At 41.9% G+C, this 16,739-nt stretch carries 21 protein-coding genes; 5 read left to right on the forward strand and 16 right to left on the reverse strand.

Annotated elements, in window-relative coordinates:
* Nucleotides 1-38 precede the first annotated feature (38 nt).
* The 7 genes from rpsC to rplC form a co-directional block, all read right to left on the reverse strand.
* Nucleotides 39-821: a 30S ribosomal protein S3 gene (gene rpsC, locus ACFG4S_RS32700; RefSeq protein ID WP_392532999.1), complete on the reverse strand. Its 783-nt coding sequence runs from the start codon at nt 819-821 to the stop codon at nt 39-41.
* 54 nt (nt 822-875) lie between these two features.
* Nucleotides 876-1,232 carry a 50S ribosomal protein L22 gene (gene rplV, locus ACFG4S_RS32705; RefSeq protein ID WP_392533000.1) on the reverse strand — a complete coding sequence of 119 codons (357 nt, stop codon included), beginning with the start codon at nt 1,230-1,232 and terminating at the stop codon, nt 876-878.
* An 87-nt stretch (nt 1,233-1,319) separates the two neighbouring features.
* Nucleotides 1,320-1,598 carry a 30S ribosomal protein S19 gene (rpsS, locus tag ACFG4S_RS32710; protein ID WP_012410721.1) on the reverse strand — a complete coding sequence of 93 codons (279 nt, stop codon included), beginning with the start codon at nt 1,596-1,598 and terminating at the stop codon, nt 1,320-1,322.
* A 131-nt stretch (nt 1,599-1,729) separates the two neighbouring features.
* The gene (rplB, locus tag ACFG4S_RS32715; RefSeq protein ID WP_392533001.1) at nt 1,730-2,593 is read right to left on the reverse strand and encodes a 50S ribosomal protein L2; all 864 of its coding nucleotides are present in this window, start codon (nt 2,591-2,593) and stop codon (nt 1,730-1,732) included.
* A 92-nt stretch (nt 2,594-2,685) separates the two neighbouring features.
* Nucleotides 2,686-3,000 (reverse strand): 50S ribosomal protein L23, encoded by a 315-nt coding sequence (locus ACFG4S_RS32720; protein ID WP_392533002.1) that lies wholly within the window; start codon nt 2,998-3,000, stop codon nt 2,686-2,688.
* Nucleotides 2,993-3,625, reverse strand: a complete 633-nt coding sequence (gene rplD, locus ACFG4S_RS32725) for a 50S ribosomal protein L4 (protein ID WP_392536137.1) — start codon at nt 3,623-3,625, stop codon at nt 2,993-2,995. The genes ACFG4S_RS32720 and rplD overlap by 8 nt, the downstream gene beginning before the upstream one ends.
* A gap of 102 nt (nt 3,626-3,727) precedes the next feature.
* The gene (rplC, locus tag ACFG4S_RS32730) at nt 3,728-4,360 is read right to left on the reverse strand and encodes a 50S ribosomal protein L3 (protein ID WP_392533003.1); all 633 of its coding nucleotides are present in this window, start codon (nt 4,358-4,360) and stop codon (nt 3,728-3,730) included.
* Between the two features lie 541 nt (nt 4,361-4,901).
* Here rplC and ACFG4S_RS32735 point away from each other — a divergent pair.
* Together ACFG4S_RS32735 and ACFG4S_RS32740 are read left to right on the forward strand one after the other, a co-directional pair.
* Nucleotides 4,902-5,060 carry a hypothetical protein gene (locus tag ACFG4S_RS32735; protein WP_392533004.1) on the forward strand — a complete coding sequence of 53 codons (159 nt, stop codon included), beginning with the start codon at nt 4,902-4,904 and terminating at the stop codon, nt 5,058-5,060.
* Nucleotides 5,061-5,279: 219 nt separating this feature from the next.
* A complete protein-coding gene (locus tag ACFG4S_RS32740) occupies nt 5,280-5,756 on the forward strand; it encodes an NAD(P)H-quinone oxidoreductase subunit N (protein WP_392533005.1) in 477 nt (158 codons plus the stop codon).
* Between the two features lie 42 nt (nt 5,757-5,798).
* Here ACFG4S_RS32740 and ACFG4S_RS32745 read toward each other — a convergent pair whose 3' ends face one another.
* Complete coding sequence (locus ACFG4S_RS32745) at nt 5,799-6,272, reverse strand: GNAT family N-acetyltransferase (protein ID WP_392533006.1); 474 nt, start codon at nt 6,270-6,272, stop codon at nt 5,799-5,801.
* 45 nt (nt 6,273-6,317) lie between these two features.
* A complete protein-coding gene (locus ACFG4S_RS32750) occupies nt 6,318-7,145 on the reverse strand; it encodes an ABC transporter permease (protein WP_392533007.1) in 828 nt (275 codons plus the stop codon).
* Between the two features lie 465 nt (nt 7,146-7,610).
* Here ACFG4S_RS32750 and ACFG4S_RS32755 point away from each other — a divergent pair, with 465 nt between their 5' ends.
* Complete coding sequence (locus ACFG4S_RS32755; RefSeq protein WP_392533008.1) at nt 7,611-8,150, forward strand: DUF3172 domain-containing protein; 540 nt, start codon at nt 7,611-7,613, stop codon at nt 8,148-8,150.
* Nucleotides 8,151-8,405: 255 nt separating this feature from the next.
* On the opposite strand, the gene ACFG4S_RS32760 is transcribed toward ACFG4S_RS32755, so the two are convergent.
* The 5 genes from ACFG4S_RS32760 to ACFG4S_RS32780 all read right to left on the reverse strand — a co-directional run bounded on the left by ACFG4S_RS32760 (nt 8,406) and on the right by ACFG4S_RS32780 (nt 14,956).
* On the reverse strand, nt 8,406-9,269 hold the full coding sequence (locus ACFG4S_RS32760; protein WP_392533009.1) for an AMIN domain-containing protein: 864 nt from the start codon (nt 9,267-9,269) through the stop codon (nt 8,406-8,408).
* Between the two features lie 194 nt (nt 9,270-9,463).
* Complete coding sequence (locus ACFG4S_RS32765; RefSeq protein WP_392533010.1) at nt 9,464-9,973, reverse strand: hypothetical protein; 510 nt, start codon at nt 9,971-9,973, stop codon at nt 9,464-9,466.
* Entirely contained in the window at nt 9,970-12,192 is a 2,223-nt protein-coding gene (locus ACFG4S_RS32770) for a cation:proton antiporter (RefSeq protein ID WP_392533011.1), read from the reverse strand. The genes ACFG4S_RS32765 and ACFG4S_RS32770 overlap by 4 nt, the downstream gene beginning before the upstream one ends.
* Nucleotides 12,193-12,568: 376 nt before the next feature.
* Nucleotides 12,569-13,858 carry a cation:proton antiporter gene (locus ACFG4S_RS32775; protein WP_392533012.1) on the reverse strand — a complete coding sequence of 430 codons (1,290 nt, stop codon included), beginning with the start codon at nt 13,856-13,858 and terminating at the stop codon, nt 12,569-12,571.
* A 483-nt stretch (nt 13,859-14,341) separates the two neighbouring features.
* Nucleotides 14,342-14,956 carry a hypothetical protein gene (locus tag ACFG4S_RS32780; protein ID WP_392533013.1) on the reverse strand — a complete coding sequence of 205 codons (615 nt, stop codon included), beginning with the start codon at nt 14,954-14,956 and terminating at the stop codon, nt 14,342-14,344.
* Nucleotides 14,957-15,038: 82 nt separating this feature from the next.
* On the opposite strand from ACFG4S_RS32780, the gene ACFG4S_RS32785 reads away from it, so the two are divergent.
* On the forward strand, nt 15,039-15,341 hold the full coding sequence (locus tag ACFG4S_RS32785; protein WP_392533014.1) for a Uma2 family endonuclease: 303 nt from the start codon (nt 15,039-15,041) through the stop codon (nt 15,339-15,341).
* Nucleotides 15,342-15,385: 44 nt separating this feature from the next.
* Nucleotides 15,386-15,817, forward strand: coding sequence for a biotin carboxylase (locus ACFG4S_RS32790; protein ID WP_392533015.1), 432 nt, complete (start codon nt 15,386-15,388; stop codon nt 15,815-15,817).
* Nucleotides 15,818-15,915: 98 nt separating this feature from the next.
* Here the strand turns inward: ACFG4S_RS32790 and ACFG4S_RS32795 are convergent, their stop codons facing one another.
* Together ACFG4S_RS32795 and ACFG4S_RS32800 are read right to left on the reverse strand one after the other, a co-directional pair.
* A complete protein-coding gene (locus ACFG4S_RS32795) occupies nt 15,916-16,194 on the reverse strand; it encodes a YggT family protein (RefSeq protein WP_392536138.1) in 279 nt (92 codons plus the stop codon).
* A gap of 134 nt (nt 16,195-16,328) precedes the next feature.
* A complete protein-coding gene (locus tag ACFG4S_RS32800; protein ID WP_392533016.1) occupies nt 16,329-16,682 on the reverse strand; it encodes a hypothetical protein in 354 nt (117 codons plus the stop codon).
* Between the last annotated feature and the right edge of the window lie 57 nt (nt 16,683-16,739).

Consider the following 16,739-nt stretch of genomic DNA (forward strand, 5'->3'; position numbering starts at 1 on the left):
TCTTACCCAGTCCCCAGTTCCCAGCCCCCAGTCTCCATTTACCCTTCATTTGAGCGGTCTTCAAATTGTTGGCGACGACGTTGTTGTTGACGGCGACGAGGTTCTTGATCGCGATCGCCACGTTCGCGATCGCGTTCCCGAGCTGCGGGTGGTGGTGGAGTTTGTTCCTGTCCAGGAATAATTTCTCCCTTAAATACCCATACTTTAATGCCCAAAATGCCGTAAACAGTTTTGGCTGTGCAATAAGAGTAGTCAATGTCAGCCCGTAAGGTATGTAGAGGTACTCTACCTTCACGAGTCCATTCTGTCCGGGCAATTTCTGCACCGTTGAGTCGGCCACTGACTTGGATTTTAATCCCTTGGACACCAGCGCGTTGGGCACGCTGAATGGCTTGTCGCACTACCCGCCGAAAGGAAACCCGGCGTTCTAATTGTTGAGCAATGTATTCGGCAATTAGGTAGGCATCAGCATCAACTCGTTGGACTTCAACGACGTTAATGCGAATTTGGCGATTACTACCCAATAGTCCTTGGAGTCCGGTACGTAAGGATTCGATACCTTGTCCACCACGACCGACTACCACCCCTGGTCTAGCTGTGCGTACTTCTAAGTCGATTTGGTCGGCTTTGCGCTCAATCCGCACTTCGGAAATTCCGGCGTTGTTTTGAGCAAGTCTACCCAGCTTTAGTTCTATGTATTTACGGAGTTTGTGGTCTTCTTGGAGAAGTTCTGGATAGCGTTCAGGAACAGCAAACCAACGGGATTGATGTTCATGTGTGATACCCAGGCGAAAACCAACTGGATGAATTTTCTGTCCCACGAATGCTTCCTCTAAAATTTCTTACTTTACGCAATTTTTCGTCGTGTCTAAAAATTATTTTTCTGGGGCGGCTCCAACAGCCACAGTAATATGACACGTCGGCTTGCGAATTTGGTAAGCTCGACCTTGCGCTCTTGGTTGGAACCGTTTCAATACTGGTCCTTGATCGGCGTATGCCTGAGTAATCACTAGTTGAGTCCGATCTAACCCAGCGTTGTGTTCAGCATTCGCAGCAGCACTTCTGAGAACCTTCAATATGGGTTCTGTGGCGCGATAAGGCATGAATTCCAAGATAATTAGCGCTTCTCGATACGATCGCCCCCGGATTTGATCGAGTACACGACGTACTTTAAAGGGAGAAATGCGTATAAAACGCGCGATCGCTTTCACTTCATTAGTATCAGTAGCCATAACCTTCTCCATTTTTGTCATTTGTCATTTGTCCTCTGTCATTTGTCCTTTGTCGAAAGCTAATGACAAATGACCAATGACCAATGACTACCTACCTGCTTTTTTGTCACTTTTTCCATGACCTCTGTAGGTGCGAGTTGGGGCAAATTCTCCCAACTTGTGTCCTACCATTTGTTCATTTACAAAAACTGGAACGTGTTGGCGTCCGTTATGAACAGCTATAGTATGACCAACCATTAGAGGCAAAATTGTTGAAGCTCGTGACCAAGTTTTAATAACTTCTTTTCTGTTGTTGTCGTTGAGCTTTTCAATTTTCTTTAAGAGATGATCCGCGACAAAGGGACCTTTTTTTAGAGAACGACCCATATTTTTAAGTACTGAGTGCTAAGTTTTGAGTTTTAAGTTTTGAGTTGCGAGTTTCAAGTTTTGAGTCTTGAGTTTTAAGTGTTGAGTTGGAAAATTCCACTCAGCACTCGTTACTCGGTACTCATTACCGATTAAGACTCACGACCACCGCGACCGCGTTTAGAAGACTTACGGCGACGACGCACAATTAATTTACTGCTAAGTTTCTTCTTGTTGCGTGTCTTGGCACCCAAAGTAGGTTTACCCCAAGGTGTTACAGGACCCGATCTACCGATAGGCGCCCGACCTTCACCACCACCATGTGGGTGATCTACCGGGTTCATGACGCTACCTCTAACCTTAGGACGGCGACCTTTCCAGCGATTCCGTCCAGCTTTACCTGCACTCAGGTTTCTCGCATCGGTGTTGCCTACTTGCCCAATGGTGGCGTAGCATTCGCGCCGAATCAACCGGACTTCTCCTGAAGGCAACTTCAGAGTTACGTAATTACCTTCTTTGGCTACTACTTGAGCGCTAGCACCAGCTGCACGCACAATTTGACCACCTTTGCCAGGAGTCAGTTCTACGTTGTGAACACTAGTACCCAAGGGAATATTTGAGAGTGGTAACGCATTACCATTTTCAAAGGGAGATTCCGGACCGGCAATAACGGTTGTGCCAACTTTCAACCCGTTTGGTTGGAGAATATAGCGTTTTTCGCCGTCTTCGTAATGCAAGAGGGCAATCCGGGCATTACGGTTAGGATCGTATTCAATCGCTGCGACTTGGGCAGGAATATTACGTTTATCCCGTTTAAAATCGATGATCCGATAAAGCTGTTTGTGTCCGCCACCCCGACGCCGACTGGTAATCCGCCCTTGATTATTCCGACCTTTAGGGCGATGTACCGATTCCGTTAGAGATTTCTCTGGCTTGCTTTTAGTGATTTCCGCAAAGTCAGAAATCGTAACTTGGCGAGTACTGGGGGTATAAGGGCGATAAGAACGAGTACCCATATTTTTTAGTGCTGAGTGCTGAGTGCTGAGTGCTAAGTTTTCAGTGCTAAGTTTTGAGTGTAATAACTCCTAACTCTTAACTTTTAACTTTTTTAGACATCTGGGAATAGAACTTGTCTAATCTTGTCTTCATCCCCAGCTGCGACGGTAACAATGGCTCGCTTATATTGGGGCTTATAACCAACAAATTTCCCAACACGACGCTTTTTACGAGGTGGTAGGGCAGTATTAACTTTTACAACCTTGACTTGAAATAAGTCTTCGATCGCAGCTTTAATTTCTGGCTTAGATGCCTTTGGAGTTACTTCAAAGGTGTATTTGTTTTGCTCCATTAGGATCGTCGCTTTCTCGGTGACAATTGGGCGACGGACTAAATCGGCAAGATCGCGGGGGTCAAAGCTAGGCACTGTAGACCTCCTGAATTTTTTCTAAAGCTGATGTTGTCAACACAATCTTGTCAGCGTGTAGTAAATCGTAAACATTTAGCTGGTCAGCGGCAATTAGCCTTAAATTCTCTATGTTGCGGGCTGACAAATAGACGTTTTCAGGAGACTCAGACAATATTAATAGGGTCTTATTTTCTGGTGCTGCTCCCCAACGAGCCAATGCTGCTACTAAATCTTTGGTTTTCGGACGTGATAGCTCTTGGCTAAATTCTTCTACCACAATCAAATCGTCAACGCGACCGACCAGTGCTGTCCGCAGGGCTAAACGCCGCTCTTTGCGGTTCAGCTTCTGGTTGAAATCTCTGGGCTTTGGTCCAAAGATCACACCACCACCACGCCATAGTGGTGAACGAATAGACCCGGCACGAGCGCGACCAGTACCTTTTTGTCGCCAAGGTTTGCGACCGCCGCCTCTCACTTCTGAACGAGTTTTTGTACTGGCATTTCCCTGACGAGCATTGTTCAATTGTCGTACTAGGGCGCGGTGTACAATATGCGATGCTGTTGTCTCTTTGGCAACTCGCAACTCGAAAGTCGTTTCACCGACTTGTTCTCCTTGCCAATTTTTAACTACACTTTCAACCATCTTTGTTATCTGTCCTTTGTCATTTGTCATTTGTCACTTGTCTTTTGCCATTTGTCCTTAGCCAATGACTAATGACTAATGACTTTTGACTAATGACTTTGACTATCCCACTAGTTTTGCAGGTACAACACTTACTAATGCCCCTGGTTTGCCAGGAATGGCTCCTTTAATTAGCAATAAGTTGCGTTCTGCGTCTACTCGGATCACAGTCAATTTGCGGATTGTGACACGAGTACCGCCTAAACGTCCTGCCATCCGCTTACCTGGATAGACACGACCTGGGGTAGTACCAGCACCAATAGAACCTGGCGCTCTATGGTTTTTAGAACCGTGTGACATGGGTCCTCGGCCAAAGTTGTTGCGCTTTTGGTTACCCGCAAAACCACGACCAATACTTGTACCAACTACATCGACAATTTGACCTGCACTAAAAATATCTGCTTTAATCTGCTGACCTAAAGCATAATCGTTAGAGCTATCGGTGTGATACTCATTTAAATGACGCAATGCTGGGGCAGATGATTTTGCCAAGTGACCCAACAGTGGTCTGTTTAGTGCCTTTGGTTTTACTTCGCCATAACCAACTTGAATGGCAAAGTACCCATCGGTTTGTTTTGTTTTAACTTGTGTAACAGTGCATGGCCCCGCTTGGATGACAGTTACAGGAATAGCTACTCCTGCCTCGTCAAATATTTGGGTCATGCCCAGCTTGGTGCCGAGAATACCTACAGACACAGTAACTGGTTCTCCTTTCTACTTGCTGACCTTGGAATTGGACTCTAGAGGACACGCTTTGTACGCGTCAGTTTCGGCTATAGCCTGGTAAATTTGAAATGGTCTAAACCACCCCAAATGCTTTAGGACACAACAAATCGTGTCCTTACTGCTTGGTGAATCTGTTTAGTTTGACTCACTAGATCACCAGAACAGCCACAAGTATCTTCCCGTGGGGAAGAAGTAACTTCTGGAATCAATGCAAGGCGCTACAGCTTTAAGCTGTGTGCAGCAATGCTTTCGTCCAAGCAATTGCTCTGGCACTTTCTGGAGGCAGTGTTGCCGCTGGGTTTTTAGATTCGTATCTACCCTGATGACGGCTTTCCTGAGGTTGGCGACTGCCTTTTTGCAGTTGGACTTAAGCGGTTTTTACCACCCAGTATCCATTTACTGAGACTGACGTAATGCGATGAAACCAACATTGCGGCTCAGTTTTCACTTCCCTAAACACCTTAAACTATTGTTTAAGATTTTGCCTTCTTTTTCAGAGGCGCAGGAGTCAATGTCGTCTGAAGCTGAGGATTGGCTTTGGTTGTTTCTCCACAAGCTTCAATTTTCACCTGAAAGCTTTCCTAGTTTACCAGCCTATGAACAATCTGAGTTAGATTATTCTTTTTGGATTGAGTCATCAGTTCTTGATGCTAACGCTATCTCAGAATGACACTAGAAAAGCAATCTAATTTGCGCGATTGGTCACAATCTAATAATATAAATTATTTATTTAGCTTTGTCTACTAATTTTTAGAGTGTTTTTTTGCTTTGAGGTAGTGGGGGCTAGGCGGATGAGGAAGTGAAGGGGAAACAATGCCTAAAAAAAATGCTTTATCTATCGGATCGCGGTAAATAATAGAGATATCTAAGTGGGATAAGACGAAAATCTATGGCACTAATTACCACTGGCAACGGTTTAATCAGAGATCTGGAAAAATTTGGCGCTTTGGGAGTGTATGTTCCTCTTGAAGGAGGTTATGAAGGTCGCTATCAGCGGCGACTACGTGCAGCTGGCTATACGACTCTACACATCACCGCTAAAGGACTGGGCGATCTGGCTGCCTATCTCACAAGAGTTCATGGAATCAGACCTCCTCATCTGGGCAAAAAAAGTACTGGTAGCGGTGCAGCGGTAGGTCATGTATACTATGCGCCACCAATTCTCAGTACTCACTTAGAACAGCTACCACCAAAGTCAAAAGGGCTAGTCTTGTGGATTATTGAAGGGAATATTCTTTCCGATGAGGAAATTGAGTATTTAGCGAATTTGCCTCAGCTAGAACCACGGGTGAAAGTAGTTATTGAAAGGGGTGGCGATCGCGCTTTCCGTTGGACTTCTCTAGAAAAGACTCTCTTAGCTAGCTAGTCCTTTGTCATTCGTCATTAGTCATTTGCTCGTAAGTAATGACTAATGACTCAATTCAATTAACATTTCGATAGTGCTAATGCGAAAACCACAGGATGTAAATAATCGCCGTGCAGTTTCGTTTACATTTGCTGTATCTAACCGAATTTGCTTGACGCCCATTTGATGAAAATGTTCAACACTTTGCATTACTATTTGTCGGGCAATTCCTTTCTGGCGATGTTCTGGCTCAACCCAAATATCATGAATAAAAGCAAATTCTTGTAAACGGTAAATTGGGATTTCTGCTTCAACTGTTGCTACTATAAACGCTACAAGTCGCTGTTCCTTCTCACATACCAGAAATAGGCTACGCTCTTGATTTACTAGACGTGTCAACCATTTTTCATAACGCTGTTCTGGATGGCTTAGAAAACCATATTTAGCAGAATCCCAAGACTCATGCAAAGCACAAATTTTGGCAACCATTGGTAAAACTGCGGGTACATCAGTTGTAGTAGCAGGGCGGATTAGCATAAGTTTTCAAGTACAAAAAGCACAAAGAAAATAGACGTAAAGTTCCTAATCCTGTTGGTGAGCAAATTTATAACTACCCCAGAGAGAAAGAGCGATCGCAATTACTAACAAAATCGGTATGCTATACCAAGGAAACTGGGACAAGGGTAAATGAGCCGCTGCACGCAATCCAATACTGGCGTAGGTTAACGGTAACAGGTAAACTACAGCTTTGAGGGCAACTGGTAATGTACCAGGGTCAAAGAAGGTCGCCCCTAAGAAAGACATGGGGATAATTATAAAGTTGTTGTAGAGTCCGACTGATTCGAGCGATCGCACACTCAATCCCACAATCACCCCTAACCCAGCAAATACAGCAGAATTCAGCACTACTAACAGTAAAAATAGCGGATTGAGAAAATTCCAGTTTCCTGTCAATAGTAGCGCTACTAAAATTACGGAACCAGATGTCATCAAGCCCCGCACTACTCCCGCTAGCATTTTGCCGATCTGCAATGCGAAAGGATGTATAGGAGTTAACAACAATTCCTCAAAAGTTTTGCTAAATAATCTGTCTCCACAAATCGAAAATGTCGTCCCACCAAAGCTAATGGTCATCGACGACAGCGCCACCATCCCTGGTAATATAAATTCCAAATAGTTGTTATAGCTACCACTAATTGCTGAGCCAGGTTTAATGGAACTACCCAAACCTAAGCCAAAAGCTAAAATATATATCAGTGGGGATATTAAGCCTGATGCAGCAACTTGTACAAGTCTCACACGTAAGTCTAGCCAATCTCCCCAAAAAATAGTTAGACTATCAGCTAGGAGAATTTGAAATTGTGAAGTTTTGAACTTCTTACCCGATAATAACGCTCTTTGAAATTTCACGTGCTTCTACTTACGTATTAAAATTGTATTCAAGGTTAATTTACATTGTTTAATACATCAATTACTAGGGGTAATAAAAATCTCTAAAACTAAAACTTTTATCCCAATTAAATTTACTTTTAATTTAGGCTATCTTGGGATACTAAAAATATGTTATAATTCAACTAAAAATATTATTTTATGACTGAGTATAATTAATCTGTAATTTAAAATTGAAAAACCATAAGCTTAATAACTAACATTTTTTTGATCGCCAAATAAATAAAAATACTCGCAAATTTGTGAAGATGGAAACAACAATCGATAAAGTTTGAACTATATCTAGATAACTTATGCTTTTTGTCATTGAGCAAGAATCTTACAGAGAAAGTCCAAGGCAATTACAATCAAGACTAGACATACTGAAATAGAAAGAAAACTTTAGACCACTCCCTACCCAATTGGCGTGAAGGTTATTAAGAAACGATGAGACGTAAATCTACTGGTAGATCGACTACTACTTCTAAGCCCTCAGTTTTCCAATCCCCTATGTTTAACCTCTTCACTATTGCAATTATGGGAGGGGTATTGATTTTGGGGATTGGAATTGGCATTGCTTTTAGTTCTACAACCACTTTAGCTCCATCAAATGTGGCTTCCCGTGAATTCATTGATACCAAAGCACCGAATCCTGAAATTTGTGTGCAGTACGGAGCTAGTGCTATGGTGATGGACGCTAGACTGTTCGTTACTCTCAACCCTTTTAATGTCTATGTTGCTCAGCCGAGTATGCGTCCTGGATGCGTAATCCGACAAAATAACTGGGCACTTTTAGAACAACGTAAGTTGGTGACATCAGATCAGGTAAGAGATTGCAAAAATCGCCTAAACACATTTGGCTTTACGGGTAACTTAGACAGTGACAAACCTGATATTAGATGTATATATCAGAATGAAGCAGCCCAAAACTTCTTCACAGCTCAACCAGGAGCAGTTGGAACACCTCAGGAAACGGATAGGTTTTAGATAGGAGATGGGGTATGGGGCATTAGAAAGAAGCAGAGGCGCAGACTTGCTACTCTGCTTCCTTATCTCTTGATTCCCATTCCCTATTTACTTTTAGGAAATAGGGTGGTTTCATACGAAAAAAGAAAAATACATAAGTCTTGATTGATCGTTTTGTAGCATGGTTTTTTCCCTCTCTCCAAACCTCTCCCCCAGGGGGGGAGAGGCTTTGAAACCCAGTTTTAGTTTTTCTCTGCTTGTATGAAACCACCCTGCCTATTTACTTTTAGGAAGGGGTTGCCCAAACTCAATGACTGGCGGATTGGCAACATTGGGGACTGTTGGGATTGGAGACTCAGATATACCAGAAGTAGGAATACTATTTAATTTATCGGGTTGATTTGGGAAAGAAGGAGGGGGAAGAATAAAACTTGGTTGTTGAGGTTGAGATGGTGCATTGGGAGTCAAGGGAGGTACAGTTACAAAAGGCTGCCCTGACTTAGTAGTAAGTGTTGAGGGCAGTTGACTTGATGGAGATGGAAATGTGAGTAAGGGTAGTTGTGAGTTAGTAGTATTTACCGATGGGTTAGTTGCCGGTTGTGAGTTAGTAGTAGCTATCGGTGCCTTAGTTGGCGGTTTTTGAGGTGATTTTTTTGAAGGTGTTGAATTTGCTGGTTTGATAGCAGTACTTTTACCAGACATAACAGGACGTAAAACCCAGCGAGTGGGGTTTTTTCGGGAAATGGGTTGCAGTTGTACTTGCTTTGGATTGAAAACAGTTCCTGGTGCTAAATCTAGGACAATCCTTGTGGCGTTTTCATTCAGTTGAGAAACGCGAATGCTTTTGATTGCTCCAGAATAATTTTGTTGGGTAGTAACATGGCCTAACTTGGTATTCGGTAAATCTACAACTAAGCGAGGTGGTTGGGCAAGGTAGAAATAATGAGGAGTTGTAGCTGTTGAGAGAGTAATTTCGAGTTTCTGTGTTTTGGGGGAAAAACTCCAATTATCTAGCTTTGCCAGTGGTGTAGCAGCGATGGTGGAACTTTGAAGGGCGATCGCTGTATATAAACCAAATACACTGAAGCTAAGTAGCTTTTTACTCCAGTGACAATCCCAGGTCTTTAATCTCTGAGCCATTTTTAATTATGCCTTTTATGTTGAAATCTGAGAAATTTCTAGTATAAGTTATGAATTAAATTATACTTTTAAGTTTTTATTCCTCAGTTCTGACTTTAAATATATACACTTACTTGTTTAAGTAGCCATGATGAGGTAAGTAGAGTAGAGAGTGGGGGACAAAGAATAACCTACGATCAATGCCCCATAACCTTTTAATGACTGTTAGATTTCTGAGATTTTTCCTCAACTTTTTCTGGCACAGCGGTAAGTTTTAGAGTCTGTGGAATGCTATTTACGGTTAATTGACCTGTGGTATTACCTCTATCAACAAGTTGTATTTGAATTGTGATTGAGTTAAGAGGATCATTTTGGGAATGAGGGATGTTGCAAAGAATTGATCTGTCAATTTTTCCAGATAAATTTAACTGTTGATTTGTTAAGAGACCTGTAAGAGAGTGCTTTTCGTCAATATCAGCGTTGGCGTTTGCTGGTAAAACAGAGGCATTTAAGTAAATACCTGACTGCTGAATGTTTAAGAGCAAAGTGTCTGATTTTTCACAGTTTGGTAAATTTCCAGCTAGGGTTAGACGATAGCGATCGCTAACTACAGGAGGAGCCTTAAGATTATTTTCTCCATATACTGTTACAGTTTTAAACAGAAGTAGCACTGAACTGATGGCTACTCCGTAAAAAGCTAAAGATTTGAAGTTGAAATGATTCACGATCTCAACTCCTGAGTTGTTGGTTCTTCAGTGCTAATCTCAGGAAGTAAGGAAGCCAGATGAGCAGTAACTTGACTATAACGACGAGTAATCAGCAGAGAAGAGCAGCATTGGATGACTAGTTGATCTGTATATCTTCCTAAGGTTTGACGCTCAATACCCCAAGCGCGGCTAGTACCAGCAATTGTCAAATCTACACTTTTTGAGGCTTCGACTACGGTTTGGATGGGATCTGTGCCTTGGACAAGTTTAATTTCTATGCGATCGCTTACACTACTTGGTAATTGCTGGATCATCATATCCAGTTCATGACTCAATTCATCTTTGAGGCGATTTTCTGGTAGAACGTGTAAAACCTGCAACATACAAGTTTGATGATTGATTAAAAGTCTCAAAGCAAGTATTAATGCCAAATCATCGTGGATATTTGCCGAATAAGGCACTAACAACTTTTCTAATCGGTTACTTCCTCGGTCTACAAACACTGCTACATCCACTGGCGCAGTGCTGAGAATTTGACCAACTCTTCCACCCAAGCGATTGCTACTAAAAGCTGGGCGATGCCATCCTACGAGAATTAAATCAACTTGGTCTAATGCGGCAATCTGTGCTGTTTCCCGTGCGACATTGCTGGATATGCGAACGATGGGATGCACGTAAGAGCGTGTTTCTGGAGGTTCGAGAGTATTAATTAATTCTTCTAGCTGTTGACGACGCTGGGCAATTAATCGGTCTGCTTCAACTGGGGTACTCTCAAAAGCATAGTCTTCTTGAAATTCAATCAAACTCAGGGGATGAACAACAGCCTGTTGTCGGTAGTTGAGAGCAATGCCGACGGCGGGCTGTGCCAACGCTACTGCCAATTGTACTAAACCTTTTTGGGTTCCGGGATTAGCGACTGGCACTAAAATTCGGAAAGGATCAGGGTAAGTTTGACCTTCAACAGATGTATTTATATCGGTTTCTGCTTCCGACTCTGGTTCAACTATATCTAACCTGATCAGCTTTTTCGGATATGTCCATTCCAACAGGGGCGAGGTCATAAATGTAGTTACCAAAGCCATAATTACCAGCATGGTAAATATTAATGGGGAAATTACCCCTAACTCCAAACCAATATTTAGGACTATCAACTCAGTCAAGCCGCGAGTATTCATTAACCAACCGAGTGCTGAGGCTTCTCGCTTATTAATGCCACTGACGCGAGCCGCTACATAAGTGCCAACATATTTTCCGGCGATCGCTACTGCTAAAACCAATCCACACAATAGCCACAATTCTGGACGGTTGAGCAAACCAATCTGCGTCCGCAAACCACTGTAGGCAAAAAATATTGGTAGCAAAAATATCAGAACAAAATCTTCAGTTTTGACTGCCAATTCCCGCACTAAATCTTCATGCTTGGGCATGGCGGCTCCCAATAAAAATGCACCAAAAATTAAGTGAATGCCAATTAGTTCAGTAATTAGTGCAGACGCAACCACTGCCATATAAATCCCAGCTAGCAGCAATTGGCTGAGCCGTCTCGCACGTTGGTAATGTGTGGCCAGCCGTTGGAGAAACCAACGTCCCACCGTCAGCATAAAGCCGATGTAGAGTAGGCTGAAAATAATTGTGGGTATTGCACCAGCAAAATCGCCAGTTCTCGCTACAGCGATGGCTACTGCTAATAAACACCAAGCCGTCACATCATCCACCGCCGCACAAGTTAGTGCTAAGGTTCCCAAGCGTGTTCCTTGTAAATTGCTCTCAGTAATGATTCGCGCCAATACCGGAAAGGCAGTAATTGACATCGCCGCCCCCAAAAATAAGGTGAAAGCGGTAAACGATACACTAGCGTTGGAAACCAACGGATAAAGCAGCACCGCTAGTAATGTTCCTAAGGAAAACGGCATCAAAATACTGACATGAGAAGTTAAAACTGCCACTTCTAACTGACCGCTCAGGTATTTTGGATTTAGTTCTAGCCCAATCAGAAACATGAAAAATATTAGTCCCACCTGAGACAAAACATTTAAAAAAGGAATAGTTTCTGGTGGAAACAAAGTAACTGCTACATGGGGAGCAACTAAACCAAGTAAGGATGGACCCAGCATAATCCCAGCGACAATTTCACCAATTACCAGCGGTTGCTTAATAGAACGGAATCCTAGTCCTACTAGCCGTGAAAGTCCAATAACAATCAGTACTTCAACCAGAACGAGAATAACTATGTGCATGGTTTCCTCAAAAGTAACTATCTGGTTTCTCTAAGATGATTCTTTAAAATATTAGAAAGTCTCAACCCCTGCTCTTGCCCAGACACTAGATAAATGGAGGATTCAAAATTCCCACCTTACCATGTTTATAAATAAATTTTTAGGTTTGTATGATTAATTTTGAATTACAAATTATCAGGTCAATTTATGCTTATTTGTGATGTCATTTGTCTTGGTGAGAGAGGAAATAGTGACTAGGGACTAGTCTAGTTAAATTAATTGAAAAGTGCTGTTAGTACTAATGTAACTAAATTAGTATTTCATCGTCAGAGTTTAAGCTGGATAGTTCAATTAGTTATTACCAGCTATTAATTCTTAATTATCTATTGAGATTGAGTTAAGCAGGAAATTTTTCATAGATTGTACCCTTCAATAAAAAGGTAATCAGAGGTGATGCCATAAGTGTGGTAATCACAGCCATAATAACCATGATAGTGAATAAAGTTGGGGTAATTATACCTTGTTCGAGGCCAATATTGAGGATGATTAACTCCATCAAACCGCGAGCATTCATCAGAGCGCCGATAGTTGCTGACTCCCGCCAATTTTCTCCCCCTAATTTTGCTGCAAACATACACGCAACGCCTTTACCAAGAATTGCGATCGCTAAAATTAAGAAGGTAATTCCCCATAATGCAGGTGTATTTACTAGTCCAATTTGAGTGTTCAATCCAGAAAATACAAAAAATATCGGCAGCAGAAAAGAAGTAGTCAAAAACTCGGTGTATTGGCGAATTTGTTGGGCAAATTCTCCCCGTGGTGTCACTGCTCCCAACACAAACGCACCGAAGATTGCATAGATACCTGTGATGTCGGTAAACCAAGCACAAAACATCAAAATTATCAACAATAAAGTTAGAGTTTGTCTATTGACACCTCCATCGCGTTTTGTCATACGGGTGAAGATTTTAAGTGCAGGTTGTCCGATGAAAATTGCAAATAATACGTAGCAAATACCGCCGCCAATTGCTAATATGGCGATGTTTATGGAGTTTTTCACACTAGCAAGCACGATCGCCAGTAAACACCAAGCAACTCCATCATCTACTGATGCCGCACCTAAAGCCAAAGTACCAAAGCGAGTTTGTGCAAGTCCGCGTTCGTAAAGAATCCGAGCTAACATCGGAAAAGCGGTAATTGTCATCGATGCACCAAGATATAAAGCTGCTGACCACGGAACTACTTTTGGTTGAAAAAAATCTCCATTGTGATATAACAAAAAAGAAGCGATCGCTCCTAAAATAAAAGGGGTAATAATGCCAGCCGCAGATAGCAAACCTGCACTTTTAATATGGTGTTTTAAGAGTTTGGTGTTGAACTCTAAACCAATTAAAAACATGTAAATTACCAACCCGATTTGGCTGATGGCATATAAAATCGACATCGATGGATTGGGTATCTTGTTTCCTAAAGTAGTGATAATAGGAAGCTTAGGAAATAACCAATGCTGAAAATCTGGTGCAATCAAACCTAAAAGCGATGGTCCTAACATGACACCTGCAATCATTTCGCAAACAACATCCGTTTGCCCAAGATAGCGGCGTCCTAAAATCGTCACAATACGACAAGTGGCTAAAATTACTGTGAGTTGCAGAAATAACTGAATAACCAGATCAAAATTAGACATTGTACTTTCTTAAGCAGAAATTAAAATTATCAAATTTGAGAGGATCTTTACAGCAGATTTGAGAATGGGCTACGCCCCGTTGCCCTAACAGAAGTAAAATAGGCTTTGAAACTTAGCTTGTGTACTTCACTTTCATTGAAATCTGCTGTCAGAAGTATAAAATACTCTTTTGATTCCCCTGCAAAAAAATCTCTTTTCTAGGTATAACTCAATACGGTTGAGTTACACCTAAAAATCTTTGTTAAAGGTAACAGAGGAATTGTTGGAGGCAGTTTAAATACCCATATAACACCCCTCCTATTCCCTGTTCCCTGTAAAACTCAATTAGATATAGGGATTTCCAACTAAAAAAATATTCCATCATTGTGTATACAGAGGAAGCAGAGGAGAAAGAATCTGCGACTATGAAAATGGGATAATTTATTTTCTGGAAGTCCCTTACTTAGTAGCACTGTTTGCTCTGCTATCGATGTACAGCACTCCTCACTCTTTTTGAGGCCAGCGCCAGTTATAGCGATTCCATTCGTAGATTCCTTGAATTTCATACTCAGCGCCGTTGAAGAAGCGGACGACGCAATTAGTAGAGGAATCATCACGATTGCTAATTTCTTCTACCTGAATCACCATACAGGGAAACCATTCCCGCTTGCAAGGTCCATCTTCTTGCACCCATTCCCACAATGCATTGGAAACTTCAATGCGATCGCCTATTCTCAGTTTTAATGCATCCTCAAAATAAGAATACTTATCAAAATGACATGATTCAACACGATTGAGCCACTGTAAACCGTAGCGTTGGCGGATAAATTGTACTGTTCCAGAGTCATTTTCCAGCAGCCAATCATTGAGTAATTGCACTTTCCAAGTGCGGTTACGTTGTTCCTGGGTCTTAACAAACTCTAAAAATACTTCTAACTCTTCTGGGGTAAGTTCGTCTAAGGGATTAGCAATATCTGACGCCCCAGAGTTAGAATTTCCCTGAATTTGCTCAACTACTTGCAGTAATATCTCTTTCTGGGCGTCAGTGAGAGGACAGCCTACAGCATCACAACTATTAAAGGCTGTTTGCATAGCTGTTTCAATCTCATCTGGAGTCATAAAAGTTAATAGCAATTTAGGATTTGTTTACCTAATTATTACAAATGTTAAATTAAAGTCTCTAATCCTCCTGTAGTCAAATATGGACATAATTCTGGTAGTTGAAGTCGTCAGTTCCGGAATTGAGAACCGCAGTGGTGATTACCGTTATAAACGCACGGAATACCCAGCTAGAGGCATTACTGAATACTGGATTGTCGATTCGGACTTAAAACAGATCACTCTTTGCAAGTGGGTGCAAGGACAGTATGAAGATATTGAAGGGTACGGCGACCATTGCATCAGATATAGTACCCAATTGGGAATTGAGAGTCGAGCAGGTGTTTGCAGTTGTGAATCAATGAGAGAAGTAGAGAATAGAGAGTCGGGGTATGTTGTAAGCTGAGGTTATAAGTTACATCATTATTAGATTAAATCACGGGGTCTTTTATGCGGTTGCGCTCACTCACAGTCGTTTTTATTTCCTGCCTAATCGCTTTTTTCTCGTGGGTGTTTACTCCCTCGGCTCTAGCGCTAACACCGATTAAACTATTTGATATTTCCTATAAAGATTGTCCACCAGAACTGGCAAAAGGGGCTGTTATCAGCAGTGGTAGCGCCGCTGCCAATTGCTTTATTGTCATTGGTAAAGCAGAAAATACTACTAATAAAACAGTCTATGATGCAGATATTTTTGGACGCATCTATGATGCCAACAATGACTCCGTAATGCAAAATCGCACACGTCTTGGTTTGATTACCGAAGTACCACCAGGCATTAGCGATTTTGAATTAAGAATTTCTGTGCCTGCAAGTCAACCTACTCCATTGAAACTCAAGCAGTTTAAAGCATCTGGATTTAGCGCTCAAGTGCGTAAGTAATATCTATAACAGAGAAAATATCGGTAATTTATACGCCATAAAAACTGTAGAGACGTTTTTACAATTTACGTCTCTACAGTTTTTATTTAGGGTAAGGATCAAAATCCCTGTACGATTGGCAAATGAGTTAGGGTTCTCAGAAGCTCACCGGCTAAATTTAGCACCAAGAAAGCTAAGATCGGAGAAAAATCAATTCCTCCCAATGCGGGAATAATTGAGCGAAACAGATTCAAATAAGGGTCGGTGATCTGACCTAAAGCGGCAAATGGCTGGTTATACCAGTTAATTGTCGGGAACCAGGTCAATAAAACCCGAATAATTAGCAAATAGCTGTAAAAGGTGATGAAGGTAGCTAGTGTTGTAATCAGTAAATCCAGAGGATTCATGGATATTTGGTTTCCTACGAAGTGTTAAAAGCGGTCTTATGATTGATTTTAATTTAGTCCATGTCATCATGTCTGTGGATTTAGCACTTACCACACTTAACGCTTTTACCACGCCTGAAAAAACTTTATTGTTCTTTGGTGAGGGAGCGATCGCTAAGTGACTGCGATGAACCACCATTCACATTTCCCAGTTGCTTTCGCACTTCATCAATTGTGGCATTTAGCTGGGCAATTTTATCTTCTAGCGATCGCCTGGCTGTTTCTATACTAACACTCTCATTTTCTGAGGCTTTCATCTGACGTCGCTTTGCAGCTATTTTCTTAGCTTCGGTTTGGCTATCCGTCAGTTCTGTCTGCTCTTCTGCTAGCAATTCGGGATCGCGTCGAGAAGCAATCAGCGCCCCGACAACACCACCAAATAGGCCACCGACAAATGCCCCTGCGAAAAAACCACTGGCAAAACCATCTCGCTGACTCATATTTTTACCGCCTTCAACAAAGCTTGTAACTCTTACAGTAGTTATGCCATGAATCTA

It is taken from the genome of Nostoc sp. C117, assembly GCF_043099735.1.
Lineage (GTDB): Bacteria > Cyanobacteriota > Cyanobacteriia > Cyanobacteriales > Nostocaceae > Nostoc.